Origin of the sequence: Bradyrhizobium cosmicum (assembly GCF_032290525.1) — a bacterium.
GTDB lineage: Bacteria > Pseudomonadota > Alphaproteobacteria > Rhizobiales > Xanthobacteraceae > Bradyrhizobium > Bradyrhizobium cosmicum_A.
Genome location: NZ_JASXTA010000020.1, coordinates 110,791 through 136,433, shown reverse-complemented (window position 1 = coordinate 136,433; position 25,643 = coordinate 110,791). Strand labels below are relative to the sequence as shown.

General features: G+C 64.6%; 26 protein-coding genes. 15 read left to right on the top strand and 11 right to left on the bottom strand.

Going from position 1 to position 25,643, the window contains the following annotated elements; all coding sequences use genetic code 11:
• Window positions 1-6: 6 nt before the first annotated feature.
• The 3 genes from QSV46_RS30280 to QSV46_RS30270 form a co-directional block, all read right to left on the bottom strand.
• Window positions 7-1,626: a DUF882 domain-containing protein gene (locus QSV46_RS30280; RefSeq protein ID WP_314960273.1), complete on the bottom strand. Its 1,620-nt coding sequence runs from the start codon at window positions 1,624-1,626 to the stop codon at window positions 7-9.
• A 287-nt stretch (window positions 1,627-1,913) separates the two neighbouring features.
• Window positions 1,914-4,103 (bottom strand): murein L,D-transpeptidase, encoded by a 2,190-nt coding sequence (locus QSV46_RS30275; protein WP_314960271.1) that lies wholly within the window; start codon window positions 4,101-4,103, stop codon window positions 1,914-1,916.
• Window positions 4,104-4,465: 362 nt separating this feature from the next.
• Window positions 4,466-5,962: a sigma-54 dependent transcriptional regulator gene (locus tag QSV46_RS30270; protein WP_314960269.1), complete on the bottom strand. Its 1,497-nt coding sequence runs from the start codon at window positions 5,960-5,962 to the stop codon at window positions 4,466-4,468.
• A gap of 127 nt (window positions 5,963-6,089) precedes the next feature.
• Here QSV46_RS30270 and QSV46_RS30265 point away from each other — a divergent pair, with 127 nt between their 5' ends.
• From QSV46_RS30265 to QSV46_RS30215, 11 genes are all read left to right on the top strand, one after another.
• A complete protein-coding gene (locus tag QSV46_RS30265; protein ID WP_314960267.1) occupies window positions 6,090-7,997 on the top strand; it encodes a M3 family oligoendopeptidase in 1,908 nt (635 codons plus the stop codon).
• 99 nt (window positions 7,998-8,096) lie between these two features.
• Entirely contained in the window at window positions 8,097-8,321 is a 225-nt protein-coding gene (locus tag QSV46_RS30260) for an AbrB family transcriptional regulator (protein ID WP_314960266.1), read from the top strand.
• 12 nt (window positions 8,322-8,333) lie between these two features.
• Window positions 8,334-8,729, top strand: a complete 396-nt coding sequence (locus tag QSV46_RS30255) for a type II toxin-antitoxin system death-on-curing family toxin (protein ID WP_314960265.1) — start codon at window positions 8,334-8,336, stop codon at window positions 8,727-8,729.
• Between the two features lie 98 nt (window positions 8,730-8,827).
• Window positions 8,828-8,980, top strand: coding sequence for an aa3-type cytochrome c oxidase subunit IV (locus QSV46_RS30250; RefSeq protein WP_008136857.1), 153 nt, complete (start codon window positions 8,828-8,830; stop codon window positions 8,978-8,980).
• A 135-nt stretch (window positions 8,981-9,115) separates the two neighbouring features.
• Complete coding sequence (locus QSV46_RS30245; protein WP_314960249.1) at window positions 9,116-10,243, top strand: Re/Si-specific NAD(P)(+) transhydrogenase subunit alpha; 1,128 nt, start codon at window positions 9,116-9,118, stop codon at window positions 10,241-10,243.
• 11 nt (window positions 10,244-10,254) lie between these two features.
• A complete protein-coding gene (locus QSV46_RS30240; RefSeq protein WP_314960248.1) occupies window positions 10,255-10,572 on the top strand; it encodes a proton-translocating transhydrogenase family protein in 318 nt (105 codons plus the stop codon).
• A gap of 39 nt (window positions 10,573-10,611) precedes the next feature.
• A complete protein-coding gene (locus tag QSV46_RS30235; RefSeq protein ID WP_314960246.1) occupies window positions 10,612-12,009 on the top strand; it encodes an NAD(P)(+) transhydrogenase (Re/Si-specific) subunit beta in 1,398 nt (465 codons plus the stop codon).
• Between the two features lie 72 nt (window positions 12,010-12,081).
• Window positions 12,082-12,882, top strand: coding sequence for an alpha/beta hydrolase (locus QSV46_RS30230; protein WP_314960245.1), 801 nt, complete (start codon window positions 12,082-12,084; stop codon window positions 12,880-12,882).
• Window positions 12,883-12,942: 60 nt separating this feature from the next.
• Complete coding sequence (locus QSV46_RS30225; RefSeq protein WP_314960243.1) at window positions 12,943-14,040, top strand: ionic transporter y4hA; 1,098 nt, start codon at window positions 12,943-12,945, stop codon at window positions 14,038-14,040.
• A 40-nt stretch (window positions 14,041-14,080) separates the two neighbouring features.
• Window positions 14,081-14,365: a cupin domain-containing protein gene (locus QSV46_RS30220; RefSeq protein ID WP_314960241.1), complete on the top strand. Its 285-nt coding sequence runs from the start codon at window positions 14,081-14,083 to the stop codon at window positions 14,363-14,365.
• Window positions 14,366-14,460: 95 nt separating this feature from the next.
• Window positions 14,461-15,402, top strand: coding sequence for a hypothetical protein (locus tag QSV46_RS30215; RefSeq protein ID WP_314960240.1), 942 nt, complete (start codon window positions 14,461-14,463; stop codon window positions 15,400-15,402).
• Window positions 15,403-15,423: 21 nt separating this feature from the next.
• On the opposite strand, the gene QSV46_RS30210 is transcribed toward QSV46_RS30215, so the two are convergent.
• Together QSV46_RS30210 and rpsU are read right to left on the bottom strand one after the other, a co-directional pair.
• A complete protein-coding gene (locus QSV46_RS30210) occupies window positions 15,424-16,074 on the bottom strand; it encodes a tetratricopeptide repeat protein (RefSeq protein ID WP_314960239.1) in 651 nt (216 codons plus the stop codon).
• Window positions 16,075-16,201: 127 nt separating this feature from the next.
• Window positions 16,202-16,504, bottom strand: a complete 303-nt coding sequence (rpsU, locus tag QSV46_RS30205) for a 30S ribosomal protein S21 (protein ID WP_092227201.1) — start codon at window positions 16,502-16,504, stop codon at window positions 16,202-16,204.
• A 261-nt stretch (window positions 16,505-16,765) separates the two neighbouring features.
• Here rpsU and aqpZ point away from each other — a divergent pair, with 261 nt between their 5' ends.
• Window positions 16,766-17,488: an aquaporin Z gene (gene aqpZ / locus QSV46_RS30200; protein ID WP_314960235.1), complete on the top strand. Its 723-nt coding sequence runs from the start codon at window positions 16,766-16,768 to the stop codon at window positions 17,486-17,488.
• A gap of 99 nt (window positions 17,489-17,587) precedes the next feature.
• On the opposite strand, the gene QSV46_RS30195 is transcribed toward aqpZ, so the two are convergent.
• A complete protein-coding gene (locus tag QSV46_RS30195) occupies window positions 17,588-18,694 on the bottom strand; it encodes a 5-(carboxyamino)imidazole ribonucleotide synthase (RefSeq protein ID WP_314960234.1) in 1,107 nt (368 codons plus the stop codon).
• Window positions 18,691-19,179: a 5-(carboxyamino)imidazole ribonucleotide mutase gene (gene purE, locus QSV46_RS30190; protein WP_314960232.1), complete on the bottom strand. Its 489-nt coding sequence runs from the start codon at window positions 19,177-19,179 to the stop codon at window positions 18,691-18,693. The genes QSV46_RS30195 and purE overlap by 4 nt, the downstream gene beginning before the upstream one ends.
• A gap of 141 nt (window positions 19,180-19,320) precedes the next feature.
• Here purE and QSV46_RS30185 point away from each other — a divergent pair, with 141 nt between their 5' ends.
• Complete coding sequence (locus tag QSV46_RS30185) at window positions 19,321-20,034, top strand: GGDEF domain-containing protein (protein ID WP_314960230.1); 714 nt, start codon at window positions 19,321-19,323, stop codon at window positions 20,032-20,034.
• A 109-nt stretch (window positions 20,035-20,143) separates the two neighbouring features.
• Here the strand turns inward: QSV46_RS30185 and QSV46_RS30180 are convergent, their stop codons facing one another.
• The 3 genes from QSV46_RS30180 to QSV46_RS30170 all read right to left on the bottom strand — a co-directional run bounded on the left by QSV46_RS30180 (window position 20,144) and on the right by QSV46_RS30170 (window position 20,962).
• Window positions 20,144-20,395, bottom strand: a complete 252-nt coding sequence (locus QSV46_RS30180; protein ID WP_314960228.1) for a hypothetical protein — start codon at window positions 20,393-20,395, stop codon at window positions 20,144-20,146.
• 21 nt (window positions 20,396-20,416) lie between these two features.
• Window positions 20,417-20,635, bottom strand: coding sequence for a hypothetical protein (locus QSV46_RS30175; protein WP_314960226.1), 219 nt, complete (start codon window positions 20,633-20,635; stop codon window positions 20,417-20,419).
• Between the two features lie 120 nt (window positions 20,636-20,755).
• Window positions 20,756-20,962: a YdcH family protein gene (locus QSV46_RS30170; RefSeq protein WP_008546179.1), complete on the bottom strand. Its 207-nt coding sequence runs from the start codon at window positions 20,960-20,962 to the stop codon at window positions 20,756-20,758.
• 329 nt (window positions 20,963-21,291) lie between these two features.
• On the opposite strand from QSV46_RS30170, the gene QSV46_RS30165 reads away from it, so the two are divergent.
• Window positions 21,292-21,474: a YdcH family protein gene (locus QSV46_RS30165; protein WP_027532476.1), complete on the top strand. Its 183-nt coding sequence runs from the start codon at window positions 21,292-21,294 to the stop codon at window positions 21,472-21,474.
• A 167-nt stretch (window positions 21,475-21,641) separates the two neighbouring features.
• On the opposite strand, the gene QSV46_RS30160 is transcribed toward QSV46_RS30165, so the two are convergent.
• Window positions 21,642-22,745: an NAD(P)/FAD-dependent oxidoreductase gene (locus QSV46_RS30160; RefSeq protein WP_314960206.1), complete on the bottom strand. Its 1,104-nt coding sequence runs from the start codon at window positions 22,743-22,745 to the stop codon at window positions 21,642-21,644.
• Window positions 22,746-22,947: 202 nt separating this feature from the next.
• Between QSV46_RS30160 and QSV46_RS30155 the strand changes: the two genes are divergently transcribed.
• On the top strand, window positions 22,948-25,632 hold the full coding sequence (locus QSV46_RS30155) for an EAL domain-containing protein (protein WP_314960205.1): 2,685 nt from the start codon (window positions 22,948-22,950) through the stop codon (window positions 25,630-25,632).
• The last annotated feature ends 11 nt before the right edge of the window (window positions 25,633-25,643 follow it).

The following is a 25,643-nucleotide window of genomic DNA, read 5'->3' as shown; positions in this document are numbered from 1 at the left end:
AAGACGTCAGCGCAGGGCCGCGGTGCGCACGACGAACGAGGTCGTCTCGAGCTTCGCGGTCGCGCTGCCCGAAAAACTGTCGCAGGACAGGCCCTGCATCGGATCGTCGACGAAGCCCATCGCGATCACGGCCTGCGGCTTGACGAAATAGGCGCGCATCGCCGCCGTATCGAGCTCGCCCATGAGCGTGACCGACATTGAGCGGCTGGCGCTCGGCGACAGCATCACGATCTTGAGCCAGATGCTCTCGCTCTTGGCCGCGGAGAGCCGGGTGGCGGTTGCGATCCTGCCGTCGATGCTCTTGCCGACCACACTGTTGATCTCGCTCGCCTGGGCGGCATTGCGGGAGGCGGCCGGGCGGGCAGAGCGCGGAATCGGGGCGGAAGCGGCGACGACGTTGGCGCGGTCGACCGGGGAGGCGGACGCCGGTGCATAGGCCAGCGCCTGATAGGCCGCGCTGGACACGCTCGCAGTCGGCTGCGGATCGGCGGCGGCGGCGAGCGCCTGACGGGCCTTCAGCGCAGCCACTTGAGCCGGCGTCGCCTGCTGCGGCGTCGCCGGGGTGTCCCAGAAGCCGCGGGCGTTGATGATGTCGGCCGGGGTTTCCAGCTTGGCGTCGGCGGGTTTGCCGGCGACCGGCTTGTCAGCCACCGGCGCGGCCTTCGGCTTGGGCAGCGCAACGATCTGCGCATCGGCCGAAGCCAGCTGGATTGTGGCGGCAACCGACGGCTTGGCGCGCGGCGTCGGCACCGGTTCGGCGGGCTTGGCTGCGGCGACCACCGTCGGCGTAACTGGCTTCGCAGCCGGGCCTGGCGCGCCCTCGTCATCCTCGTCGCTGCTCATGGCCGCCGGAGCCGGCTTGCCCTTGAACAGAGCGGCAAAGAAGTTCGGCTTGCTGCTGCCGGCATCATCGCCATTGCCGCGGCGCTCGATCGCGGCCTTGGCGAGCTCATAGCCTTTCAGCGGCGTGCCGTCGGTCGGCAGATGCACCGTCTTTCCGTCCGGGAAGACCCGGGCAAGCTGGTCATGCGTCATGCGCGGCCAGTGCCGGATGCTGCCGGTGTCCAGATGCACGAAGGGCGAGCCTGAGGTCGGATAGAAGCCGACGCCGCCGCGCTGCAGGCGCAGGCCGGCGAAGCGAATCTGCTCCAGCGGCACGCCCGGAATGTAGAAGTCCATCGCATGTCCCAGCATGTGCTGGCTGAAGCGCGCCACACCCGAGGAGCGGCGGCGGAGCATGGAATTGGTGGCGGGGGAGCGGTAGGAGGAGATGATCTGGATCGGCTGCTTGCCGTCGACGTCGCGATAGACTTCCCAGAGGATGTCGAAGAGGTGCCGGTCCATGACCGTCTCTTCCTGGGTGCGCCAGTCGCGCAGGAAGTGATTGAGCTGCTTCAGCGCCGCTTCGTCGTAGCGGCCGTCGCGCTTGAAGGTGACGGTGAGGTCTTCGCCGGAATGGGTGTGGTGGAAGGAGAGCGTCTTGGTCTCGTTCAGCGCGGCGGCGTTATGGACCGAGCCTGCGGCAGCAAGCAGCAATACGGAAGCGAGGCCGATCCGGGAACCGGCCTTCACTCCCGCATGGGACAACGACAGCACAGCAAGTTGGCGTGCAAGACCAGTCAGCACGAATGAGCCCACCCAGTCGACCGAGCGTTCAAAATGGACTCTCCCGCCAACCCCGTTAGCGCGCGAAAGAGGATGAACGCTTTCTTAAAGCGAGAAGGTTAATTTGAGGTTGACCTTCCCGCCCCCAAACCAAGTCAGAATACAAACCTAACCGGTTGAGTGTGGCAAAAAAACGCCCGCTGCCCGGGGCCGGGTGGCCGATGGTTAACGTTAAGCGGCTCCATCCAGAGGATGGGGTCGCTGATTTCATTGCAGAAATTCAGGAATCCCGGGCTGGGCGGTCCGGCTCAGCGGGTGAACACCCGCTGCTGCTGCGGACGGCGGCCGACCGGAGCCGGCGGTGGGGTCGGAGCCCCGCCGCCGAACAGCCGCTCGAAGAAGTTTGGGCCGGACGAGCCGAAGCCGCCGCCATTGTTGGCCACCGCCACGCCCGCAGGCAGCGTCGTTGCCGGGCGCGAGTAGCTCGGCTGGGAGTGCGCGACGACGTTCTCGAGGTCCTTGCCGCGGCTGTTCTTCAGGATGTTGATCATGGTCGCGTCGCGGCCATAGACGTCCTTGCGGAATTGCAGCTTGCCCCCATCGTCCACGAACGCGGTCTGATAGGTGATGTTGACCGGGATCGGGGTCGGGAATTTCAGGTCGATCTCGCTCTTGCCGAACATGCTGCGCACGCGCTCCGGCGTGTACTTCTCGTTCGGCATGACGATGTTGAGCAGGACGGACGCGTACTGATCCGGATTCTGTACGCGCATGCAGCCATGGCTGAACGCGCGCTCGTCCCGCGCGAACAGGTTCTTGTCCGGCGTGTCGTGCTGATAGACCAGGAACTTGTTCGGGAAGTTGAAGCGGATGCGGCCGAGCGCGTTGGCCTCACCGGGCGGCTGCGAGATATGCACCGAGCCGTCGCGGTTCTGCTCGAGCTTGAGCCCCATGCGCTGGAGCACGGTCGGATCCTGCTGAAGTGCCGGCAGATATTCGTTGTAGACGATCGACGGCGGTACGTTCCAGGTCGGGTTGACCGTGATGTATTTCATCGTCTCGGTGAGCAGCGGGGTCGCATGCGTGCCGGGCTTGCCGGTGACGACGCGGGTGGTCCAGACCTGCTGGCCGCGCTGCATCACCTTCAGCGTGTAGTCCGGGATGTTGAGGATGACATAGGCATCGCCGAGCGAGGACGCGCCGAGGTCGCGCGGCAACCAGCGCCAGCGCTCCATGTTCACCAGCACCACGTCGATCTGCTTGTCGCGCTTCGGCGTGTTGATCGCCTTGACGGTCTTGTCGTCGAGGATGCCGGTCGGCTTGAGCTCGGCGCTGTTCTGGAACTTGCGCACGGCTTCGGCGACGGTGGCGTCGTAGCGGGGGTCGCTGGCGTTCTCGGCGAGACCGAGCTTGGCGCGCAGCTGCGGCACGCGCGGATCTTCCACGACGATCTCGGCCTGCTTCTTGCCGGCCGGGGTGTATTTCAGCGCCGGCCCGTCCGCGATCTCGATCACGGCGCCGCTGCCCTGGCCGCGCAGCTCCGCGAGCTTGGCCTTCAGCTCCTTGTAGAGCTTGTGCGGCGGGTTGTAGCTGTCGAGCGCCGCAGAGGCGTCGGCCGCGGTCGTGACCTTGGCGAGCACCTCGCTCGGATCGACCGGATGCTCGGGATAGAGGATGTCGCCGCTGACCTGCGACCAGTGCATGCGGCCGCTCTGGGCCTGACGCGCATAGTCGAACATGCTGGCGGTGAGCTTCAGCTCGGCGTCGGCGAGCGCGTCGGGCGTCGTGGCGGCGGCGAAATCCGGCACCGGATAATCGGCGGGATTGAGGCCGTCGGAGGCTGCATCCTTCAGCCGCGCGATCACGCCCTTGGCCGCAGCGGTCAGGCTGCCGGCTTGCGTCCAGACCGGCGCGAAGTCGCGTGCGCCGTAAAATTTCTCGATCGCCGCACGCTCGTTCTTGCGGTCGAAATGGCGCGAGGTCTTGGCGCCGATGATGTCCTTGAGCTTGTCGGCGACCGGCTGGTCGGCGGCGGGAACGTTGCTCGCGGCCCTGACCGGCTCGGCGGCGGGAGCCGCTGCGGGTGCCGTGGGCGTTGCCGTCGCTGTGTCAGCCTTGGCGGGCTCGGTCTTTGCAGGCTCTGTCTTGGCCGTCTCGCTCTTCGGTGCCTCGGGCGCGGGCGTGGTGGCGACGTCCGAAGGCTTGGTCTCGACCTTGCTGGGGGCCGGTGCGGCTTCGGCCTTCACGGGCTCCTTAGAAGCTTCCTTGGCAGAGTCCTGCACCGTGGCGGTGGTGTCGAGCTTGATATCGGAAGCGGTCGGGGGCGGGACGTTGGCGGGCTCGGGGCGCGGGATCGCGGCTTCAATCGCGAGCTCGGCGGCGCTGCTGCGGGTCTGATCCTGCGCCAGGGCCGAGCTGGCCGATACCGTGAGGAAGGTCGCTGCGACCGTCATCAAGACACGGTCAAAGCCCGCACGGTGGTTCAAACAGTCACGCATTGTGTCGCACCCCTCGGGTGAACTGTCCCTCGTGGAACAGCTTTGTTATCGTCTAATTGAGTTTCGGCTAAACCGCGCCGGCCTCTCGAAAGTTGCACGCCTGCACGCAACGATTCATACGCAGACGAATCCTACGCAGACGATATACAGGCCCCGATTTCGCGGCCAGCGCTACCCGGGACAACTCACGACAAACTGACTTCAAGGAGGCCTCTTGGCAACGGATTGTGCGCTTGCACCACGCGCTTTTCCCTCTGTCTGTCACTTCCAAGTCACGGTTCAAGTCGCAGGCGAATTCTTCCGTCACGCGAACGGCTTACGACCGTCCCGCAACCTCGCGCGAAGCTCCGTTCGCATGAGGTTCAGTGCGTCTCCTCGCCGCTTTTGCCGCCATGTCCGGGAACCCCGGCTTCGTCGAGTTTGCGGTAGAGGGTGGACCGGCCGATTTTGAGGCGGCGGGCGACCTCGGACATCTGGCCGCGATAATGCGAGATCGCGAAACGGATGATCTCGTTCTCCATATCCTCCAGCGGGCGGACGTCGCCGGTCGGGGTCAGCATGGAGAGGGACCCCGCCAAAGAAAGCGGCGCGATCGGTATTTCACTACCCGATACCACTGAGGGCGCCGCGATCGGCTCGATCATCAGCGGCGCGGTCGGAATGTCCGTCGCGTGATGCGGCTGCGACGTGAGCAGGGGAAAGTCGGCAAGGCCGAGCTGGTCGCCTTCGCTCATCACCACGGCGCGGTAGACCGCGTTTTCGAGCTGGCGGATGTTGCCGGGCCAGTCGAGCTGCGCGAGGTGAGCGACGGCCTCTCCGCTGATGCCGCTGATGGAGCGGTTCTCCTCCGCGGCAAAGCGCGCCAGGAAATGCCGCAGCAGATGCGGGATGTCCTCGCGACGGGCGCGCAGCGACGGGATCGTCAGCGGCAGCACGTGAAGGCGATAGAACAGGTCTTCCCGGAAGTGGCCCTGCTTCACCCGCTCCAGCAGCCGGCGGTTGGTCGCCGAGACGATGCGGACGTCGACCTTTACGGGCTTGCGGCCACCGACGGCCTCGACCGCGCCTTCCTGCAGCGCGCGCAGCAGCTTGACCTGCGCGGCCAGCGGCAACTCGCTGACCTCGTCGAGAAACAGGGTGCCGCCATGGGCCTCGACGAACTTGCCGGTGTGGCGCTCGGTGGCGCCGGTGAAGGCGCCCTTCTCGTGACCGAACAGAATGGACTCGACGAGATTGTCGGGGATCGCGCCGCAATTGACCGCGACGAACGGCTTGGCCTTGCGCTCGCCGCTGCCATGGATGGCGCGTGCGAACATCTCCTTGCCGACGCCGGACTCGCCCTCGATCAGCACCGGGATCGACGAGCCCGCCGCCTTCTGCGCGGCGCGCATCACGCCCGCCATCGCCTCGGATCGCGTGATGATGTCGGCGAAGGTCAGCCGGCCCTCGCGGCTATGACGGATGCGCTGCAATTCGCCCTTGAGCGCGGAGGCGTTCAGCGCGTTGCGCAGCGAGACCTGGAGCCGCTCGACGCCGACCGGCTTGACGACGAAATCTGCAGCGCCGGCGCGCATCGCCGAAATCACATTGTCGATGCCGCCATGGGCGGTCTGCACGATGACGGGGACGCTGAGGCCGGCTTCGCGGATTTTCGCCAGCACGCCCATGCCGTCGAGGCCGGGCATCACGAGATCGAGGATGACGGCGTCGATAACGGGTGCATCGGGGGCGGTGAGGGCGGCGATCGCGGCGTCGCCGGAGTCCACCACGACCGTCTCATAGCCGCATTTCTGCACCATGTTCTCGACCAGCCGGCGGGCCACGGCGTCGTCGTCGGCGATCAAAATACTGGCAGCCATGGTGTTCCCCGCACGCTACTACTATCTGTCTCGAATCGGGGCACTCTGGCCGAAGCCGATTAACGCACTCTTAAACCTTGATGCCCCCGCCCGCCGCCGCGACTGTTGAACACAGGTTTCCCACACAATGAATTCGCGCTCCAGGTCTGCTCTCAACAAGTCTGCCCTCCGCAAGCCAGCCACCAAGACGTCCGCTGTCAGGAAATCTGCCGTCAAGGCGAAGTCCTCCAAATCGTCGCCCGCGAAGCCTGCGAGCAAGATCGGCAGGCTTCCCGAATGGAACCTCGCCGATCTCTATTCCGGGATCGATGCGCCGGAAGTGGCGCGCGATCTCGAGAAGATGGATGCCGATTGCGTCGCGTTCGAGACGGACTTCAAGGGCAAGCTCGCAACAGGGACAGCAAACGAAGATGGCGGAAAATGGCTCGCGGGAGCCGTGCGACGCTATGAGGCGATCGACGATCTCGCCGGCCGCCTCGGGTCCTACGCCGGTCTCGTCCATGCCGGCGACAGCGTGGACCCCAAGATTTCAAAGTTTTACGGCGATGTTTCCGAGCGGCTGACCGCGGCGTCCACGCATCTCTTGTTCTTCGCGCTCGAGCTCAACCGGATCGATGACGATATTTTGAACCGCGCGATGCAGGCTCCCGAGCTCGCTTATTACCGCCCCTGGATCGAGGACCTGCGCAAGGAGAAGCCGTACCAGCTCGACGACAAGCTCGAGCAGCTTTTCCTGGAGAAGTCCCAGACCGGCTATTCCGCCTTCAACCGGCTGTTCGACCAGACCATCTCGAGCCTGCGCTTCAAGGTCGGAGCAAAAGAGCTCGCGATCGAGCCGACGCTCAATCTGTTGCAGGATCGCGACGGCGCCAAGCGCAAAAGCGCCGCCGAGGCGCTGGCGGAAACCTTCAAGGCGAATGAGCGTACCTTCGCGCTGATCACCAACACGCTCGCCAAGGACAAGGACATCTCCGACCGCTGGCGCGGCTTTCAGGACGTCGCGGATTCCCGCCATCTCAACAATCGCGTCGAGCGCGAGGTGGTGGATGCGCTGGTCGCCACCGTTCGCGCCGCCTATCCGAAGCTGTCGCATCGCTATTACGCGCTGAAGGCAAAGTGGTTCGGCAAGAAGCGGCTCGCCTATTGGGACCGCAACGCGCCGCTGCCGTTCGCGGCGACCGACATCATCGGCTGGCCCGATGCGCGGAGCATGGTGCTGACGGCCTATCGCGGCTTCTCGCCCAAAATGGCCGACATCGCCGAGCGCTTCTTCACCGACCGCTGGATCGATGCGCCGGTGCGTCCGGGCAAGGCGCCGGGCGCATTCTCGCATCCGACCACGCCGTCCGCACACCCCTACGTGCTGATGAATTACCAGGGCAAGCCGCGCGACGTGATGACGCTCGCGCATGAGCTCGGCCATGGCGTGCACCAGGTGCTGGCGGCGAAGAACGGCGCGCTGATGGCGCCGACGCCGCTGACGCTGGCCGAGACCGCAAGCGTGTTCGGCGAGATGCTGACGTTCAAGCGGCTTCTGGCCCAGACCAAGAGTGCAAAACAGCGCCAGGCGCTGCTCGCCGGCAAGGTCGAGGACATGATCAACACCGTGGTGCGGCAGATCGCGTTCTATTCGTTCGAGCGCGCGGTCCATACCGAGCGCAAGAACGGCGAGCTGACCGCGACGCGGCTCGGCGAGATCTGGCTGTCGGTGCAGGGCGAGAGCCTGGGTCCGGCGATCGAGATCAAGGCGGGCTACGAGAACTACTGGATGTACATCCCGCACTTCATCCATTCGCCGTTCTACGTCTACGCCTACGCATTCGGCGATTGCCTCGTGAACTCGCTTTATGCCGTCTACGAGAACGCGGCCGAAGGCTTTGCCGAGCGCTATCTCGACATGCTCGCCGCCGGCGGCACCAAGCATTATTCCGAGCTGCTGCGGCCGTTTGGGCTCGATGCCAAGGATCCCAAATTCTGGGACGGCGGTCTTTCGGTCATCGCCGGGATGATCGACGAGCTCGAGGCGATGGGCTGAGCCGGCACGCCGCATGCCAAGGGCGGGCGTAAAACAATTGTTGAACCGTCGCCAGAGTTATGTTATACAGTTGTATAACGTAATTGCAGTGGCGCGACCATGAAGATCGAAATCAAGAAAATCGGTAATTCGGACGGACTGCTGCTTCCACGCGAGTTGATGCAGCGACTTGACCTCAAGCGCGGACAGCAATTGCACATCGTGGAATTGCCGGGCGGCGGTTTCCAACTGCTGCCATACGATCCCGATTTCGAGCGGACGATGGAAATCGCCGACGACCTCATGGACAAGTATCGCGATACGCTTGCCGCGCTCGCAAAGTAGCGGGGCTCTCGAATGAGCGAGCCCCAAGAGCCGCTCTGGATTACCTATGAGCAGGCTGTCGCAATTCACGGCCGGCAACTGCGCCGCTTCGGTGGCGCGCCGGGATTGCGCGATGAAGGCATGCTGCGATCGGCACTTGAGCGGCCGATCAACAAGTGGCGCTACGAGCAGGCGTCGCTCGATGAACTCGCCGCGGCCTATGCATTCGGTCTCGCAAAGAATCACGCGTTTGTCGATGGAAACAAGCGCATCGCGTTCATGGCGATGATGGTCTTTCTGTACAAGAATGGGGTGACCTTCAGTCCCGGTCCGGCGGAAGCGACATCCATCATCCTCTCCCTCGCCGCCGGCGAAGTCAGCGAGCAGAGCCTCACGCGCTGGATCCGCGACAATTGGGATTCCAAATGACCTGATTTGCGGGAAAACCGCGGCTGCCTGCCGTTGCCCTGCCCGAAGGTTTGCGCTATTGCCTGCCCAAGAATTCGACTTTCGACTGGGGACGATCCATGGCTGACCATAGCGAAGTGGCCTACACCACGGCCGACGGCAACGACTATGTTGCCCACGAGCAGACCTATGAGGGCTTCATCAAGCTGGTGAAGTACGGTACGGCCTCGGTCGCGCTCATCGTGATCCTGATGGCGATCTTCCTGACCTGATCTATCGCCTGCTGCACCGCCAGCGTCGTCGGTGCCCATAAAATTTGCAATCAAGCCGGATTGAAAACCGGTATCCAACGTTGCGGGAGTAACGCTAAGTTCGCGTGCGCGCTTTCCCGCGTCGCCGGAGGGCCTATGAAGATCGCCGTTGCCAAGGAAATCGATCCGTCGGAGCCGCGTGTCGCCGCTTCGCCTGATACGGTGAAGAAGTTCAAGGCGTTGGGCGCCGAGATCGCCGTCGAGCCGGGCGCCGGCCTCAAGTCGGGCCTGCCGGATTCCGAATTCACCGCCGTCGGCGCCACCGTCAGCGCGGATGCGCTGAAGGATGCCGACATCATCATCAAGGTGAAGCGTCCCGAGGCCTCGGAGCTCGCGCAATACAAACGCGGCGCGCTCGTCATCGCCATCATGGACCCCTACGGCAACGAGGCGGCGCTGAAGACGATGGCCGATGCCGGCGTCTCCGCCTTCGCGATGGAATTGATGCCGCGCATCACCCGCGCGCAGGTGATGGACGTGCTGTCCTCGCAGGCCAACCTCGCCGGCTATCGCGCCGTGATCGAGGGCGCCGAAGCCTTCGGCCGTGCCTTCCCGATGATGATGACCGCGGCGGGCACCATTCCCGCCGCAAAAGTGTTCGTGATGGGCGTCGGCGTCGCCGGGCTGCAAGCGATCGCGACCGCCCGGCGCCTGGGCGCGGTCGTCACCGCGACCGACGTCCGGCCCGCGACGAAGGAGCAGGTCGAATCGCTCGGCGCGAAATTCCTCGCCGTCGAGGACGAGGAATTCAAGAACGCGCAGACCGCCGGCGGCTACGCCAAGGAGATGTCCAAGGAATACCAGGCCAAGCAGGCCGCGCTCACCGCCGAGCACATCAAGAAGCAGGACATCGTGATCACGACCGCGCTGATCCCGGGCCGGCCCGCGCCGAAGCTGGTCTCGGGCGAGATGGTCAAGTCGATGAAGCCCGGCTCGGTGCTGGTCGATCTCGCCGTCGAGCGCGGCGGCAATGTCGAGGGCGCAAGGCCGGGCGAGGTCGTCGATCTCGATGGCATCAAGATCGTCGGCTACACCAATGTCGCCGGCCGTGTCGCGGCCTCCGCCTCCAGCCTCTACGCGCGCAATCTGTTCAATTTCATCGAGACCATGGTCGACAAGGGTACCAAGGCCCTCGCCGTGAACTGGGACGATGAGCTCGTCAAGGCGACCGCGCTCACGAAAGACGGCGCCGTGATCCATCCGAACTTCCAGCCGAAGGCCTAAGGAGAGCCGCCATGGAGCATGCTGCACAGCTCGTCGACCCCTTCGTGTTCCGGCTGTCGATCTTCGTCCTCGCCGTCTTCGTCGGCTATTTCGTGGTGTGGTCGGTGACGCCGGCGCTGCACACGCCGCTGATGAGCGTGACCAACGCGATCTCCTCGGTGATCGTGGTCGGCGCGCTGCTCGCGGTCGGCGTCGGCATGGTTTCGAGCGGCTCGGGATGGGCGCGCGGCTTCGGCTTCGTCGCGCTGATCTTCGCCTCCGTGAACATCTTTGGCGGCTTCCTTGTCACCCAGCGCATGCTGGCGATGTACAAGAAGAAGTCGAAGTAAGCGGCCACCTCGGGCTGAAGGGACAGATGGGGACCTGAGATGAACGCCAATCTCTCTGCATTCTTGTATCTCGTGGCGGGGGTGCTGTTCATCCTGTCGCTGCGCGGGCTGTCGAGCCCGGCGACGTCGCGCCAGGGCAATTTGTTCGGCATGATCGGCATGGGGATCGCGGTCGCGACCACGCTCGCCAGCCACCCGCCGGCAGACGGCCTGGCCTGGATCCTCGTCATCCTCGGTATCGCCATCGGCGGCGCGATCGGTGCGGTGATTGCCCGCCGCGTTCCGATGACCTCGATGCCGGAACTGGTCGCCGCCTTCCACTCGCTGGTCGGCATGGCCGCGGTGCTGGTCGCCGCCGGCGCGTTCTACGCGCCCGAAGCCTTCGACATCGGCACGCCCGGCAACATTCATCCGCAGAGCCTGGTCGAGATGTCGCTCGGCGTCGCCATCGGCGCGCTGACCTTCACCGGCTCGGTGATCGCATTCCTTAAGCTGTCCGCGCGCATGAGCGGCGCGCCGATCATCCTGCCGTTTCGCCATTTCATCAACATCGCGCTGGCGGTCGCGCTGGTGTTCTTCATCGTCGGCCTGGTGCTGACCGGCAGCGCGCTCGACTTCTGGCTGATCGTCATCATCGCGCTGGCGCTCGGCGTGCTCATGATCATCCCGATCGGCGGCGCCGACATGCCGGTCGTGATCTCGATGCTGAACTCCTATTCGGGATGGGCCGCGGCTGGCATCGGCTTCACGCTCGGCAATTCCGCGCTGATCATCACTGGCGCGCTGGTCGGCTCCTCCGGCGCGATCCTGTCCTACATCATGTGCCACGCGATGAACCGCTCCTTCATCTCGGTCATCCTCGGCGGATTCGGCGGCGAGACCGCGGCGGCCGGCGGTGGCGGCGGCGAGCAGAAGCCGGCCAAGCTCGGTTCGGCCGACGATGCCGCCTTCATCATGAAGAACGCGCAGAAGGTCATCATCGTGCCCGGCTACGGCATGGCGGTGGCGCAGGCGCAGCACGCGCTGCGCGAAATGGGCGACATCCTGAAGAAGGAAGGCGTCGAGGTGAAGTACGCCATTCACCCGGTCGCGGGCCGCATGCCCGGCCACATGAACGTGCTGCTGGCCGAAGCCAACGTGCCCTATGACGAGGTGTTCGAGCTCGAGGACATCAACTCCGAATTCGCCCAGGCCGACATCGCCTTCGTGATCGGTGCGAACGACGTCACCAACCCGGCGGCCGAAGAGGACAAGACCTCGCCGATCTACGGCATGCCCGTGCTCCAGGTCTGGAAGGCCGGCACCGTGATGTTCATCAAGCGTTCGCTCGCCTCGGGCTATGCCGGCATCGACAATCCGCTGTTCTATCGCGACAACACCATGATGCTGCTCGGCGACGCCAAGAAGGTCACCGAGAACATCGTCAAGGCGATGTAGCGCGAGGGCGCATCGGATGGCACGCCGCCCACGCGGCGGCGTGCGGCTGAATTCCGGAGCGGCGGCGCAGCGATGACATTCCTGAAATGGATCGCGATCGTCCTTGCGTCCGGCTATCTCGCCGGTCTCCTCCTGCTCTATGCGAAGCAGCGCGACATGCTGTTTCCGATTCCGACGACCGAGCGCAGGGCGCCCGCCACCGCGGGATTTCCGCAGGCTGAGGAGCACGCCCTCACCACATCCGATGGCGAGAAGGTCATCGTCTGGCACGTGCCGGCAAAGCCCGGCCGACCCGTGGTGCTGTTCTTCCCGGGCAACGGCGACTTTCTCGCCGGACGCGTCAACCGCTTCAAGGGCATCATTGCCGACGGCACCGGTCTCGTGGCGCTGTCCTATCGCGGCTATGCCGGCTCGACCGGTGCGCCGAGCGAGCAGGGCCTCTTGCAGGACGCCGCGGCCGCTTACGCTTTTGCGACAGAGCGTTATGACCCGCAGCGTATCGTCGCCTGGGGCTTCTCGCTGGGGACCGGCGTTGCGGTTGCGATCGCATCCGAACACCCGGTCGGAAAATTGATTCTGGAAGCTCCCTATACGTCGACAGTCGACATTGCAGCTTCGCTCTTTCGCTTCGTTCCGATTCGCCTCTTGATGCGAGACCCGTTTCACTCGGATGAACGGATCGCGCGTGTCACGGCGCCGCTCCTGATCATGCACGGCACGAGCGATACGGCGATTCCCATTGCTTTCGGCGAGCGCTTGTTCACGATGGCGCGCGAGCCGAAGAAGCTGATGCGGTTTCCCGGCGGGGGACACGAAAACCTCGATGATTTCGGGGCTCTGGAGACGGCGCGGCAGTTCATCAACAGCCCCTGAGGGCTGACGGGCGCGATCTTCTCGCGCATAGTCGGTCGCCCAGTTGAAGGAATCGCCCGCATGAGCGCACACGGACCGATGCCGCGATCGTCATGGATATTCCCCGCGTTGGCGGTGCTGCTGTTCCTGATCGTGACCGCGACCGGCTACGGCTTCACCCTGTCTGCCGGCGGGGCAGCCTTTGCGATCGTCCTTCTGGTGATCCTGTTCGGCACCGTGTTCGCCGCCGTTCACCATTCCGAGGTGATCGCCGAGCGCATCGGCGAGCCCTACGGCACGCTACTGCTCACGCTCGCCGTCACCATCATCGAGGTCGCGCTGATCACCACGATCATGCTGGGCGACAAGCCGGCGCCGGAACTCGCCCGCGACACCGTCTTTGCGGTCGTGATGATCGTCTGCAACGGCCTCGTCGGTCTCTGCGTGTTCATCGGCGGCTTGCGTTACCGCGAGCAGGGCTTTCAGGTCTCGGGCGCCAACGTCTATCTCAGCGGGCTGATCGCGCTGGCGACCATCACACTTGTCATGCCCAACTACACCCTGACGACGCCGGGCCCGGTCTATTCGGCGCTTCAGCTCGGCTTCGTCGATGTTGTCACGATCGTGCTGTATGGCGTGTTTCTCTATACCCAGACCGTCCTGCACAAGGATTACTTCGTCCATGAGAGGAAGGAGGGCGAGGGCGGGGAGGCGCACCTGTCGGGCAAGACGCTGGCGCTCAGCATCGCGCTGTTGCTGATCTCGCTCCTGGCTGTCGTTCTGCTCGCCAAGAAATTCTCGCTGGTGGTGGACGCCGTTGCAGTCCGGATCGGCGCTCCCCCGGCATTTGCAGGCCTCCTGGTCGCGCTCCTGATTCTGATGCCGGAAGGCGTCTCCGCGATTGCCGCGGCGCGCAAGAACGACCTCCAGAAGAGCATCAACCTGGCGCTCGGTTCCTCGCTCGCGACCATCGGCCTGACCATACCGGCGGTCGGGCTCGCCACCTACGTGCTCGACCAGCCGCTGGTGCTGGGCCTGAACCCCGCGAACACGGCGCTGCTGTTCCTGACATTCCTGCTGAGCATGCTGACCTTCGGCACCGGCAGGACCAATGTCCTGTTCGGGCTGGTCCATATGGTGGTATTTGCGGTCTACGTGTTCATGGTGTTCGTGCCCTGAAGCGCGGTTCCCAGCAGAATTTGCCCCCGGAGAAGTTCCGATGCTTGCCGTCAAGTCCGAGGTTCAGGTCGACAACGAAGAGGTCCGGGTGACCGAGTGGCGGCTCGCCCCGGGGAGTGCGACCGGGCATCACACCCACGGCATGGACTACGTCATCGTTCCCGTCGTCGCCGGCGAGATGACCATCGTGGCGCCCGGCGGCGAGCGGTCCAAGGCGCAGCTTGCGGCCGGAAAATCCTACTTTCGCAAGGCCGGCGTCCAACACGACGTACTTAACGAAACCTCAACCGAGATCGTGTTCCTTGAGATCGAGCTGAAGCCGTAAGGCTTGGCGTTACCGTTTGCCATCGATCCGTCGCAGTTGATCCCTTACAATGCCCCAAAGTTCCCGCATCTGATCGCGCGGGGAGTGGCCGAGAAATGCTGAAATACCTCGCTAAAATCTCGATGGATATTTTACCCTCGGTGCTCGCCACGATCATCGGGGCCTACATCGTTAACCACTACATCAACGCCAAGCCGGCGGCTGATGCCCCTGCGGCCGTGGTGGCGCCTGCTCAGGCTGGCAGTGACGGCAAGCCGGCCGACACCGCCAACCTTCCCGCGCCGGGCGTGAAAGCCAAGGGCGTTGCTGAGAAGAGCGTTTCCGAAAAGGGCGTTGACAAGGTTGCGGCCGAAAAGCCGGCCGCCGAGACCAAGGCTGCCGACGTCAAGGCTGCCGACGTCGCTCCCGCCGAGACCGGCCCGCGCGGCCGCAACTCCGCGCGTGAGAAGGCGGCCGCCAAGTCCAATCCGGCCACCGCTCCGGCTGTCGCGGCTCCCGCCGCCGCTCCGGTGGTGGAGGCCAATTCCGCTCCGGCCGCGACTCCCGACGCCAACGATCTCGCCCGTGCTGCCATCGAGCGTCTGCGCAAGTCGCCGGAGGGCAAAGCTGCCGAGAAGGCCGCTGAGGCCAGATCTCCCGAAAACAAGTCGATTGAGACCAAGCAGGTCGAGCGGACCCCGGAGCCTGCGGTGCGGGAAGCCGCCCGCACCCCGGAGGCCCCGCGTATCATTTCTGCGGAGCCGTCCACAGTCCGCCCGCTGCCGCCGCCGATCACGGTGTCAACGCCTTTGCCCGAGGCCTATGGCAATGGCGGTTCCTCGCCGTCTTACACTTCCTCGGTCGGCAACGACGATCCGAACCGGATGACGCCGCCGGCCGATATCCCGGTCCCGATGATCGCGCCGCCGCTCGATCTGCGTGCCGATGTCGGCGCGGCCATGCCGCGGCCGAAGAAGACCAATGTCGCCGACGAGATGCTGTCGGGCATGAAGTCGATGTTCCATTCCGTCCTGCCCAAAAGCGCCACCCCCGATTAAGGCGACAGTTCAGCCGCGCCGTCAGCCGCCGACCCGGGCGAGCCCGCTGCGGGCGGCATCGTCCCGTGGACGCAAGGACACCGCCTTGTTGTAGGACACCGCCGCCTTGGCTTTGTCGCCGAGCCGCTCATAAGCCTGTCCCCGCGCGGTCCAGACCTGGGCATTGTGCGGATCGGCCTCGGAGGCCTCATCGAGATCGGCCGCCGCTTCCTTGACCTTGCCGATGGCGAGGTAGCTGGCGGCGCGGCCGAGCAGCGGCTCGACCTTTTGCGGGTTGAGCCCGTTGGCGGCACTGAAATCGGCGATGGCGAAGTTGTGCTCGTTGTTGCCTTGATGGATCAGGGCACGGCCATAGAGAGCCTGTGCGTTGTAGGGATCGAGCGCGACGGCGCGGTTGAACTCGTCCAGCGCGCCGGCCGTCTCCCCCGACTTCGCCAGGGTCTGGCCTTTGGCCGCATGGGCCTGGGCCTCGGTGACATTGCCGGCGCTGACGGCGCTTTCGGGGGCGGCAGCCGCTTTGGGTGCCTCCGGCGCCTTGTCCTTCTCCGGCATCAGGGAACCCAGATCGAAGGAGCAGCCGCACATCACCACTCCCATCAAGCCGAGTGCGAGCGGCTGCCGCCAGATCCGGCGTAGCCGCGCCAAGCCGCGCTCGGGAAAAGGGAAGGCCATCTACGGTTCGCTCGCGCGTTGGTGCCGCATCTGTAGTGCCCCGTCCCAGGAAAGGCACCGCTACAAAATAATAACGCGGGCCCAGGGCCCGCGTCATCGAAAACTCAGCCTTGCAATTCCGGCAAGATCAGCGCGGTCCGCGCGGACCTGCACCTGCGCCCGGGCCACCACGGCCACCGCGATCGCCACCCGGACCGGCGCCGAACACCGGCTTCGGCTTCATCGGCAGCAGGCCTTCGCGCTGGAGCTTCTTGCGGGCCAGCTTGCGCGCGCGGCGCACGGCTTCGGCCTTTTCGCGGGCCTTCTTCTCAGAGGGCTTCTCGTAATGACCGCGGAGCTTCATCTCACGGAAAATGCCTTCGCGCTGCATCTTCTTCTTCAGCGCCTTGAGGGCTTGGTCGACATTGTTATCGCGAACGAGAACCTGCACGCGGCATCCTCTTCAGTGGATCGGATTTGAATTCTGATAGGTCAAAGGGGATGGCAAAAGCACAAGCCCTTAACCTTGAGCGCGCGGATGTATCAGACAAAACCTGACATGTCCACCTGCGAAGCGGTCCATCGGGCCAAGTTAAGCCATTAAATGGGGCAAAACCTCTACCCACGGTCGCATTTTGGGTGATTTGGTGCCAAAAGGCGGGCCGTTTTCCGGAGGTTGATCCGGAAATCTGGAAATCAGGGGAGACGTCACATGGATATCAAGAAATATGCCGCCGAGGCTATCGGCACCTTCTGGCTCACATTCGCAGGCTGCGGCAGCGCTGTGATCGCGGCCGGTTTTCCCCAGGTCGGGATCGGCCTGGTCGGCGTGTCCTTCGCGTTCGGCCTGAGCGTGGTCACCATGGCCTATGCGATCGGCCACATCTCCGGCTGCCATCTCAATCCGGCGGTCACGGTCGGCCTCGCCGCCGGCGGGCGCTTTCCGGCCGGGCAGATCCTGCCCTATGTGATTGCCCAGGTGGCCGGGGCGATCGTGGCCGCGTGCCTGCTCTATGTCATCGCGAACGGGGCTCCGGGGTTCGACGTCACCAAGGGCTTCGCGTCGAACGGCTATGACGCGCATTCGCCCGGTCAGTACAGCATGATCGTATGCTTCATCACCGAGGTGGTGATGACCATGATGTTCCTGTTCATCATCATGGGCTCGACCCATGGCCGCGCGCCCGCCGGTTTTGCCCCGCTGGCGATCGGACTGGCGCTGGTAATGATCCATCTCGTCAGCATTCCCGTCACCAACACGTCGGTGAACCCGGCGCGCAGCACGGGTCCGGCGCTGTTCGTCGGCGGATGGGCGATGGCGCAGCTCTGGTTGTTCTGGGTCGCACCGCTGATCGGCGGCGCGCTGGGCGGGGTGATCTATCGCTGGCTCAGCGAGGAGCCCACGGGCGTCGTCGCGGGCGCGAAGACGACGTAAAGCGTTTTCGAGCGAAGTGGGTACCGGTTCGCGTCAAGAAAACGCGTCAAAACAAAAATCTAATTGCCAAGCGGGATCGCAGCCTTTGCTGCGGTCCCCTTACTTGCCGTTGGGCGGCCGGACCTCGGTGACATGGCCCATCTTGCGGCCGGGGCGCGGCGCGCCCTTGCCGTAGATGTGCACGGTCGCGCCCGGCACGCTCAGCCACTTGTCGTAGTCGTTGATCTCGTCGCCGATCAGGTTGGTCATGGTGATCACTTCGCCGTGACGCACGGCCTTGCCGAGCGGCCAGCCCGCGATGGCGCGGATGTGCTGCTCGAACTGCGAGACCGACGCGCCGTCGAGGGTCCAGTGCCCGGAATTATGCACGCGCGGGGCGATCTCGTTGACCAGCACCTTCGGCCCGGTCCCATTGGCGAGCACGAACATCTCGACCGCGAGCACACCGACATAATCGAGTGCGCCGGCGATCTTGCCGGCGATGCTGCGCGCTTCCTCCGCGAGCGCATCGGGAATCCGTGCGGGCGCACGCGATATCTTCAGAATGTGGTCGCGGTGCTCGTTCTCGGTGACGTCGAAACATTCGACCTGGCCGGCGGCCGAGCGCGCGGCAATCACGGAGATCTCGCGCTCGTACGGGATGAAGGCCTCCAGGATCGCCGATTTGGTGGCGAGACTGGTCCACACCTTGGCGATATCGTCGCCTCCGCGGATGATGACCTGGCCCTTGCCGTCATAGCCGAAGCGGCGGGTCTTCAGCACGGCCGGAAGCCCGATCCTGACGATCGCCTCGCGCAGCGAGGAGACGGAGGTGACGTCGGCATAGGCTGCGGTGCCGATGCCGAGCCGCGTCACGAAATCCTTCTCGGCGAGCCGGTCTTGCGTCGTCTCGAGGATCTTGCGGTTGGGCAGGACCGGGCGGCGCGCATCCAGCACCATCGCGGCGGCCGACGGCACGTTCTCGAATTCGTACGTGATAACGTCGACGTCGCCCGCGAAGAGCTCGAGCGCTTCGACATCGGCATATTCGGCGCAGGTCGCGTTCAGCACGACGTCGAAGGCCGGCGAATCCGGATCGGGCGAGAACACCTGGCAGCGCAGACCGAGGCGCGCCGCAGCCATCGCGAGCATGCGCCCCAATTGTCCGCCGCCGAGGATTCCGATGGTGTCGCCGGGCTTCAGCTTCACCTGATTTGCGTCGCTCACGCCTTGTCCTCCGGGCGTTCGGCAACCGCCTCGGTCTGTGCCTTGCGCCAGGCGGCGAGCCGATCCGACAAAGCCGGGTCGGATAGCGCCAATACGGATGCTGCAAGCAGCGCAGCGTTGATCGCGCCGGCCTTGCCGATGGCGAGGGTGCCGACCGGGATGCCGGCGGGCATCTGCACGATCGAATAGAGCGAATCGATGCCTTTGAGCGTCCTGGATTCGACGGGAACACCGAACACCGGCAGCTCCGTCAGCGCCGCCGCCATGCCGGGCAGATGGGCAGCACCGCCGGCACCGGCGATGATGACCTTGTGGCCGGCCGCCTTGGCGCCCTTGGCGAAGGCAAACAGCCGGTCGGGGGTGCGGTGTGCCGAAACGACGCGGGTGTCGGCAGCAATGCCCAGCGCCGCAAGCGTATCGGCGGCGTGCCGCATCGTCTCCCAGTCCGACTGGCTTCCCATGATGATGGCGATCGGCGCGGTCATGACGTCAATTGTGCTCGGAAAACAGAAAGATGGGCCAGATTAACGGTTCCGGCCGGTGGCTCGCAAGGCGGTGGCAAGGAGAAGGGAATGCACTATCCTGTCTTGGTGAATCCCCGCAAGCCTTCATTGAGCAGGAAGCCCATGAAGAAACCAAAAAGGGCGACCGCGGCGAAGGCCAAAACGGGCCGGAAGACCAGCGCCGGCCGATCCAAAGCCGCCCCGAAGCGCCCGGCGAGGCCGGCGCCGCGCGGAGCGTCGGCCGCCGACGACGCCAAGGCAACGATCAAGGCGATCATCCGCGGCTTGCGGAGCAAGCTCAAGCTGGCCGAGCGGCGGATCGCGGAACTGGAAGCCGCGGCCGACACCGATTTCCTGCTCGAGATTCCGAACCGGCGCGGCTTCGAGCGCGAGCTCGCGCGCGCCATCGCCTACATGAAGCGCTACCGCGCCAGCGGCGCGCTGATCGTACTCGACGTCGATCGCCTGAAGCCGATCAACGATTCCTTCGGCCACGCCGCCGGCGACGAGGTGCTCAAGGTGATTGCCGGCGCGCTGACGCGGCAGATCCGCGCCTCCGACGTGGTCGGCCGGCTCGGCGGCGACGAATTCGCGCTGCTGCTGTGGAATCTCACCGAGACCGATGCCAAGGCGAAGGCCGCGACCCTGGAGCAGGCGATCGACGATCTGTCGTTCACCTTTCGCGGCCAGCGCGTGACCGCAGGTGCTTCCGCCGGCGTCGCGCTGCTCGGGGCGCAGTCCGATGCTGGGCGCGCGCTGGAGGAGGCCGACGCCGCCATGTATGTGCGCAAGGCGCGCCGACGGCACGAGCCGCGGATCAGGCTCGTCAGCAGCTAGAGCGTGATCCGGACCCGAAGGGGCGCGTCAGCGCAAAGCGTGCAGAGGTTTTCCTTCGCGACAAACGCGGAATGCGTTTGCGCGGAGATCATGCTCAAACACTAATCCCTTACAGCGTAGCCAGATCTTCCGGCACGTTGCCGAATTTGCGCAGCAGCGTGGCGTCGCCGAATTCGCCGGTCATGGGATCGCCGCTGCGGCTGAACGCAACCGCGCCGATGTGGCCTGCGCCGCGCGACAATGTCTCGGCGCGCCGCAACGCAGCCGTCGAGCTCTGGCATTCTTCCGCGGGGCCCGCGACAGGCGATCCGTCGGCATCGATCAGGAAAGGCATTGCAACGTAGTAGGTCACATCCGACATGGCGTTGCTCCGATGTTGAACTCAGGCGGCGCTGCTCTTGCTCTGCGTCTTGCTGCGCGAGGTCTCGGGAATGCAGCCGGCGGAAATCGCCGCCTGCAATTCCCCCAGCTCTGCTTCCAGATATTCATTGGCCATGATCAGCGCCTTGATGGTGCTGCGCAGATTGCCGTCGCACATCGCGATCGCCTGATCGCAGGCCTGTTCATAGTGACTGTTGTCGAGAAGGGCGGTTGCCGGCATCTGCGTTGTCCTCGGGTGTTTCGGGGCGTTTCCTGGGGGTGTTCAAGTGTTCCTATTTTGTTCTATTGGAGTCAAGTGGATTCGTATGCGGCGAGCTGCCGCGAAAAGCGCCTCGGCGGATCAGGCGATGATGTCGGGCGTGATCTGATCTTCGATGAACGCGATACGGTCGCGCAACAACAGCTTGCGCTTCTTCAGCCGCTGTAACCGCAATAGGTCGGGGGCAGGCGACTGATGCAGGGCATCGATCGCGGCATCGAGATCTCGGTGTTCCTGCTGCAACCGGGTGAGCTCGGCTTCGAGCTCACGCTCATCTTCATTGGTCATGTTTGCGGTGGCCGAAAACCGATAGGCGTGAGATTAAGGCTGTGGATGCCCTGTGGAAATTATCGTCCTTGCGCGGCGTGATCGCAAGCGATCTCGGGCCGCCGCTCACCGAACTCTCGCGGGATGTTGCGACGATTCGCAGCACCGTTGCGCAAGCTCATTGATATCATGAATTTTTCCAGCGCGGTTCCTTACTCACGCTTCGTTACATATGAATTTCCAAAAATGACACTGCAATGATGGATACCCATCGACAGAACGAATCGGTGATGTAGACTTGGCTGTCCGGATCGAATCCTGAGGTTTCAACCCTACCGAGGAGGTTTCGAATGACAATTCAGGCACATCTGGTTGAATTGGAACGGAAGCACAAAACGCTCGAAAACGAATTGCACGACGCTCTCGTGCACCTTTCAACAGACGACCTGCAAATTGTTGAGTTGAAGCGACGGAAGCTGATGGTCAAGGACCAGATCGAGCGCCTGAAGCACACCGGCGACACGCTCCACTAGTAACCCCCGTAACAGCGTAGAGTTGAGCATACCTTTGGCAGGGGTGAGAGCGGTTGCGCTCGCCCCTGCTGGAAGGTGCGCCCCGCGCAATCATCATTGCGCGGGACATTTTTTTCTTGGACGCGCTTTCGCGAGGCGAACCCGTGTCCGCTTCGCTCGAAAACGCTCTAGATGCCTGCGAGCTCGGTGACGTGATCCGCGATCGCGAGCGATGACGTCAGTCCCGGCGATTCGATGCCGAACAGGTTGATCAGGCCTTCGACGCCGTGATCGCGCGGGCCCTGCATCAGAAAATCCTGCGTGGCCACCGCCGGCGGCACGATCTTCGGGCGAATGCCCGAATAGCTCGGCATCAACGCACCGTCGGGCAGTGCCGGCCAGTATTTGCGGATCGCCGGATAGAAGCGCTCGGCGCGTGATGGGTCGACCTCGTAATTGATCGTCTCGATCCACTCGACGTCGGGGCCGAAGCGCGCCTGCCCCGCCATGTCCAGCGTCAAATGCACCCCTAACCCGCCGGGCTCGGGCACGGGGTAGATCAGGCGCGAGAACGGCGCCCTGGCATTGCAGCTGAAATAGTTTCCCTTGGCGAGATAGGCCGGCGGAATCCGGTCGATCGGCATGCCGTCGATGTGGCGCGCCACGTTCGTCGCCGAGAGCCCGGCGGCGTTGACGAGCAGGTCGCATTGCAGCGTCATCGGCGCTTCGCCGCCGGCCTCGACCTCGATCGCGCCGGCGATCGCCTTGGCGCGGATCAGCGGAGTGTGAAACGCAAAGGCGGCGCCGGCGGCCTCGGCGTCGCCGCGCAGCGAGAGCATGTAGGCGTGGCTGTCGATGATGCCGGTCGAGGGCGAGAGCAGCGCGGCGTCGCAGGCGAGCGCCGGCTCCAGCGCGCGCGCGGCCTCGCCGGTGAGCAGCTGCATGTCGAGCACGCCATTGGCCTCGGCATGCGCCTTGATCGATTGCAGCTTCTCGGTCTCTTTCGCGCTGGTCGCGACGATCAGCTTGCCGCAATTCCTGTGTGGGATGCCGCGCTCGCTGCAGTAGCGATACAGCGCATGCTTGCCGTCGACGCACATGCGCGCCATCCAGCTCCCGGCGCGGTAATAGATCCCGGCATGGATCACCTCGCTGTTGCGCGACGACGTGATGGTGCCGATGGCCTCGGCTTCCTCGAGCACGATCACCTCGCGCCCGGCCTGGGCGAGCTTTCGAGCCACCGCCAGCCCGACGACGCCGGCTCCGATCACGATACAGTCGACCCTATCCATGGTTGTGCAGGATGTCAGCTAAAAGCGCCGGTGGAATCAGGCCCGGGAACGACGGCGCGCGGCCGTTTTCCGTTAAGGAAGCATTTATCATGTCAGGGCAATTGCCGTATTTGATGTAACATTTTTCTGTTGCGCGTACAGGCGTTTACCCGATCCAAACCCGCGAGGCCAGACAATCCGACGTTGAAACCGCGGGTGGCTGATGGCTGAGGAGAACTGGCACGCAGGCAGCACGCTTCCGATTGCTGTGCAGGCCGTCGTGTGCCTGGGCAGCGCGGTCGCGCCCGCGCGCGCCTTTGCCCTCTCCGACAGCCTGGAGGCGCCAAGCTATCTCGGCAAGCTCGACCCCAACGTGGTCTGGGAAGCCCTGATCGGCGGCATCGTCATCTGCGCATTCCTAGTCGCTATCGCGCTGTGGATCCATTCCTCGCTGCGCCGGACCAGGCGTTTGCAGTTGCGGCGCAACGCCTTCGTCTCCTCCGCCATGAACAATCTCAACCAGGGCATAGTGATGACGGACGCGCAGCGCCGCGTCATGTTCTGCAACGACCGCTATCTTGAGATCTACGGTCTGTCGCGCTCGGATCTCTGGGTGAACATGACCGGATCCGACATCCTCGAGCTGCGGCGCCAGCGCGGCGTGCTCGGCGTCTCCGACGGCGAGTTCTACGAGAAGGCGGCCAGCATCAACGGGCTGATCACCGAGCTGCCGGACGGGCGGGCTATCCTGGTGAAATATTTTGTGCTGCCCAACGGCGGCTCGGTGGCGACGCATCTGGATGTCAGCGAGCAGCGCAGGTTGTCGCGACAGCTCGCCTCCACCAAGCAGTTCCTGGAAACATTGCTGGATCACGTGCCGGCCTGCGTTGCGGCGAAGAACATCGAGGACGGTCGCTACATCTTCGCCAACACGGCCTATGAGCGCTTCTGGGGCTTCTCGCGCGATCATGTCGTCGGCAAGAATGCGCGCGAGCTGTTTGCGCCCGTCTCGGTGGCCAGCATCGAGGCGACCGACCGGGCGGCGCTCAATTCTCCGGACGGCCAATTCCGCAACGAATTCGAGGTCGACCGCGCCGGTGAGCGGCGCACGGTCGCCTCGATCCGGATCGTGGTCCGCGACGAGAGCAACAAGCCCGAATTCCTGATGCTCGTATTCGAGGACATCACCGACCGCCGCTCGCTGTCGCAGGAGCTGGAGAGCACGAAGAAATTCCTGGAGCTCGTGGTCGACAACATTCCCGTCGCGTTGATCGTGGAGCAGGTCAAGGACGGCCGCTATCTGCTCGCCAACCGCAGCGCGGAGACGATCCTGAACCGCCGACGCGAAGAAGCCACGGGGCTGACCGCCTCCGACATCTTCAATGCCAAGGAAGCCAAGCTGATCATCGCGCGCGACGAGGCCGCGATCAGGAAACGCGGCATGATCACCGAGGAGCATCCGATCTCCACCAAGGACGGCCTGCGGCTGTTCCTGACCCGCCGCGCCACGGTGCTGAGCGAAGCCGGCGAGCCGCAATATCTGATCAAGACCCACGAAGACGTCACCGATCGCCGCCAGACCGAGTCGCGCATGGCGCATATGGCCTATCACGACGGTCTCACCGATCTGCCGAACCGCGCCGCCTTCCTTCAGGCGCTGACCCAGATGATCGAGGCCTGCGAGGGGACCTGCGAGGAGTTCGCGGTCCTGTGCGTCGATCTCGACGGCCTCAAGGAGGTCAACGACGTCTTTGGCCATGCGCTCGGCGACAAGCTCTTGATCGAAGTGGCCCAGCGGCTCCAGGACTCCGCGCGCGGCGGCGTGGTGGCACGCCTGTCCGGCGACGAGTTCGGCCTCATCATCGACGGCAAGCAGCCGGAGGCGGGGCTCGCGCTGGCGCGGCAGCTCGGCGAGGCCGTCGCCCGGGAATTCCAGATCGACGGCCGGGCGGTTCGTGCCGGCGTCACCACCGGCATGTCGATCTTCCCGCACAACGGCGCCGACGCGGCCTCGTTGCTCGCCAATGCCGGTGCGGCGCTGTTCCGCGCCAAGCAGAAGTCGCGCGGCACGATCGGTCTCTATCAGCCGGAGATGGACCAGCAGATCCGCGATCGCCGCGTGCTGCACCAGGACCTCTCGATGGCGATCAAGAACGGCGAGCTCTCGCTCGCCTTCCAGCCGCAGGGAGCCGCGGGCCTCAGCGTCGACGAGAGCGAGATCATCGGCTTCGAGGCGCTGGCGCGCTGGCAGCATCCGGTGCGCGGCCAGGTGTCCCCGGCCGAATTCATCCCGATTGCGGAGGAGAGCGGCCTGATCGTCGAGATGGGCGAGTGGATCCTGCGCGAGGCCTGCCGCGAGGCGGCGTCCTGGCCGAAGCCGCTCCAGGTCGCGGTCAATCTGTCGCCGGCCCAGTTCATGCACGGCGACGTGGTCGGGCTGGTTCATTCGATCCTGATCGAGACCGGCCTTGCGCCCGGCCGACTCGAACTGGAAATCACCGAGGGCGTGCTGATCGAGGATTTCGATCGCGGCCTGGCACTCTTGCGCCGGTTGAAGGCGCTCGGCGTGCGCATTTCCATGGACGATTTCGGCAGCGGCTATTCCTCGCTGAGCTATCTCCAGGCGTTTCCGTTCGACAAGATCAAGATCGACCGCGCCTTCATCATCAATCTCGGTCGTAATCCGCAATCGGCCGCGATCGTGCGCGCCGTGATCGATCTCGGCCACGGCCTCGAAATGTCGATCGTCGCCGAAGGCGTCGAGACCCTGGATCAGCTCGCCTTCCTGGCCAAGGAGGGCTGCGACGGCGTGCAGGGCTACCTGCTCGGCAAGCCGCTGCCGATCGGGAAATATGCCGGCCTCGTCGGCCGAGCCGAAGCCATGGAGCTTGCGCTCAAGACCGGCTAATGATGGGGCGC

Excerpts from the sequence above, each read along its gene's own strand:
- purE (WP_314960232.1), bottom strand. The coding sequence starts at position 19,179 with ATGACCGCGCCGATCGCCATCATCATGGGAAGCCAGTCGGACTGGGAG.
- QSV46_RS30255 (WP_314960265.1), top strand. The coding sequence starts at position 8,334 with ATGAGCGAGCCCCAAGAGCCGCTCTGGATTACCTATGAGCAGGCTGTC.
- QSV46_RS30250 (WP_008136857.1), top strand. The coding sequence starts at position 8,828 with ATGGCTGACCATAGCGAAGTGGCCTACACCACGGCCGACGGCAACGAC.
- QSV46_RS30245 (WP_314960249.1), top strand. The coding sequence starts at position 9,116 with ATGAAGATCGCCGTTGCCAAGGAAATCGATCCGTCGGAGCCGCGTGTC.
- QSV46_RS30260 (WP_314960266.1), top strand. The coding sequence starts at position 8,097 with ATGAAGATCGAAATCAAGAAAATCGGTAATTCGGACGGACTGCTGCTT.
- QSV46_RS30180 (WP_314960228.1), bottom strand. The coding sequence starts at position 20,395 with ATGTCGGATGTGACCTACTACGTTGCAATGCCTTTCCTGATCGATGCC.
- QSV46_RS30230 (WP_314960245.1), top strand. The coding sequence starts at position 12,082 with ATGACATTCCTGAAATGGATCGCGATCGTCCTTGCGTCCGGCTATCTC.
- QSV46_RS30160 (WP_314960206.1), bottom strand. The coding sequence starts at position 22,745 with ATGGATAGGGTCGACTGTATCGTGATCGGAGCCGGCGTCGTCGGGCTG.
- QSV46_RS30175 (WP_314960226.1), bottom strand. The coding sequence starts at position 20,635 with ATGCCGGCAACCGCCCTTCTCGACAACAGTCACTATGAACAGGCCTGC.
- QSV46_RS30265 (WP_314960267.1), top strand. The coding sequence starts at position 6,090 with ATGAATTCGCGCTCCAGGTCTGCTCTCAACAAGTCTGCCCTCCGCAAG.
- QSV46_RS30225 (WP_314960243.1), top strand. The coding sequence starts at position 12,943 with ATGAGCGCACACGGACCGATGCCGCGATCGTCATGGATATTCCCCGCG.
- QSV46_RS30165 (WP_027532476.1), top strand. The coding sequence starts at position 21,292 with ATGACAATTCAGGCACATCTGGTTGAATTGGAACGGAAGCACAAAACG.
- QSV46_RS30215 (WP_314960240.1), top strand. The coding sequence starts at position 14,461 with ATGCTGAAATACCTCGCTAAAATCTCGATGGATATTTTACCCTCGGTG.
- QSV46_RS30235 (WP_314960246.1), top strand. The coding sequence starts at position 10,612 with ATGAACGCCAATCTCTCTGCATTCTTGTATCTCGTGGCGGGGGTGCTG.
- QSV46_RS30185 (WP_314960230.1), top strand. The coding sequence starts at position 19,321 with ATGAAGAAACCAAAAAGGGCGACCGCGGCGAAGGCCAAAACGGGCCGG.
- QSV46_RS30220 (WP_314960241.1), top strand. The coding sequence starts at position 14,081 with ATGCTTGCCGTCAAGTCCGAGGTTCAGGTCGACAACGAAGAGGTCCGG.
- aqpZ (WP_314960235.1), top strand. The coding sequence starts at position 16,766 with ATGGATATCAAGAAATATGCCGCCGAGGCTATCGGCACCTTCTGGCTC.
- QSV46_RS30155 (WP_314960205.1), top strand. The coding sequence starts at position 22,948 with ATGGCTGAGGAGAACTGGCACGCAGGCAGCACGCTTCCGATTGCTGTG.
- QSV46_RS30210 (WP_314960239.1), bottom strand. The coding sequence starts at position 16,074 with ATGGCCTTCCCTTTTCCCGAGCGCGGCTTGGCGCGGCTACGCCGGATC.
- QSV46_RS30275 (WP_314960271.1), bottom strand. The coding sequence starts at position 4,103 with ATGCGTGACTGTTTGAACCACCGTGCGGGCTTTGACCGTGTCTTGATG.
- QSV46_RS30240 (WP_314960248.1), top strand. The coding sequence starts at position 10,255 with ATGGAGCATGCTGCACAGCTCGTCGACCCCTTCGTGTTCCGGCTGTCG.
- QSV46_RS30270 (WP_314960269.1), bottom strand. The coding sequence starts at position 5,962 with ATGGCTGCCAGTATTTTGATCGCCGACGACGACGCCGTGGCCCGCCGG.
- QSV46_RS30170 (WP_008546179.1), bottom strand. The coding sequence starts at position 20,962 with ATGACCAATGAAGATGAGCGTGAGCTCGAAGCCGAGCTCACCCGGTTG.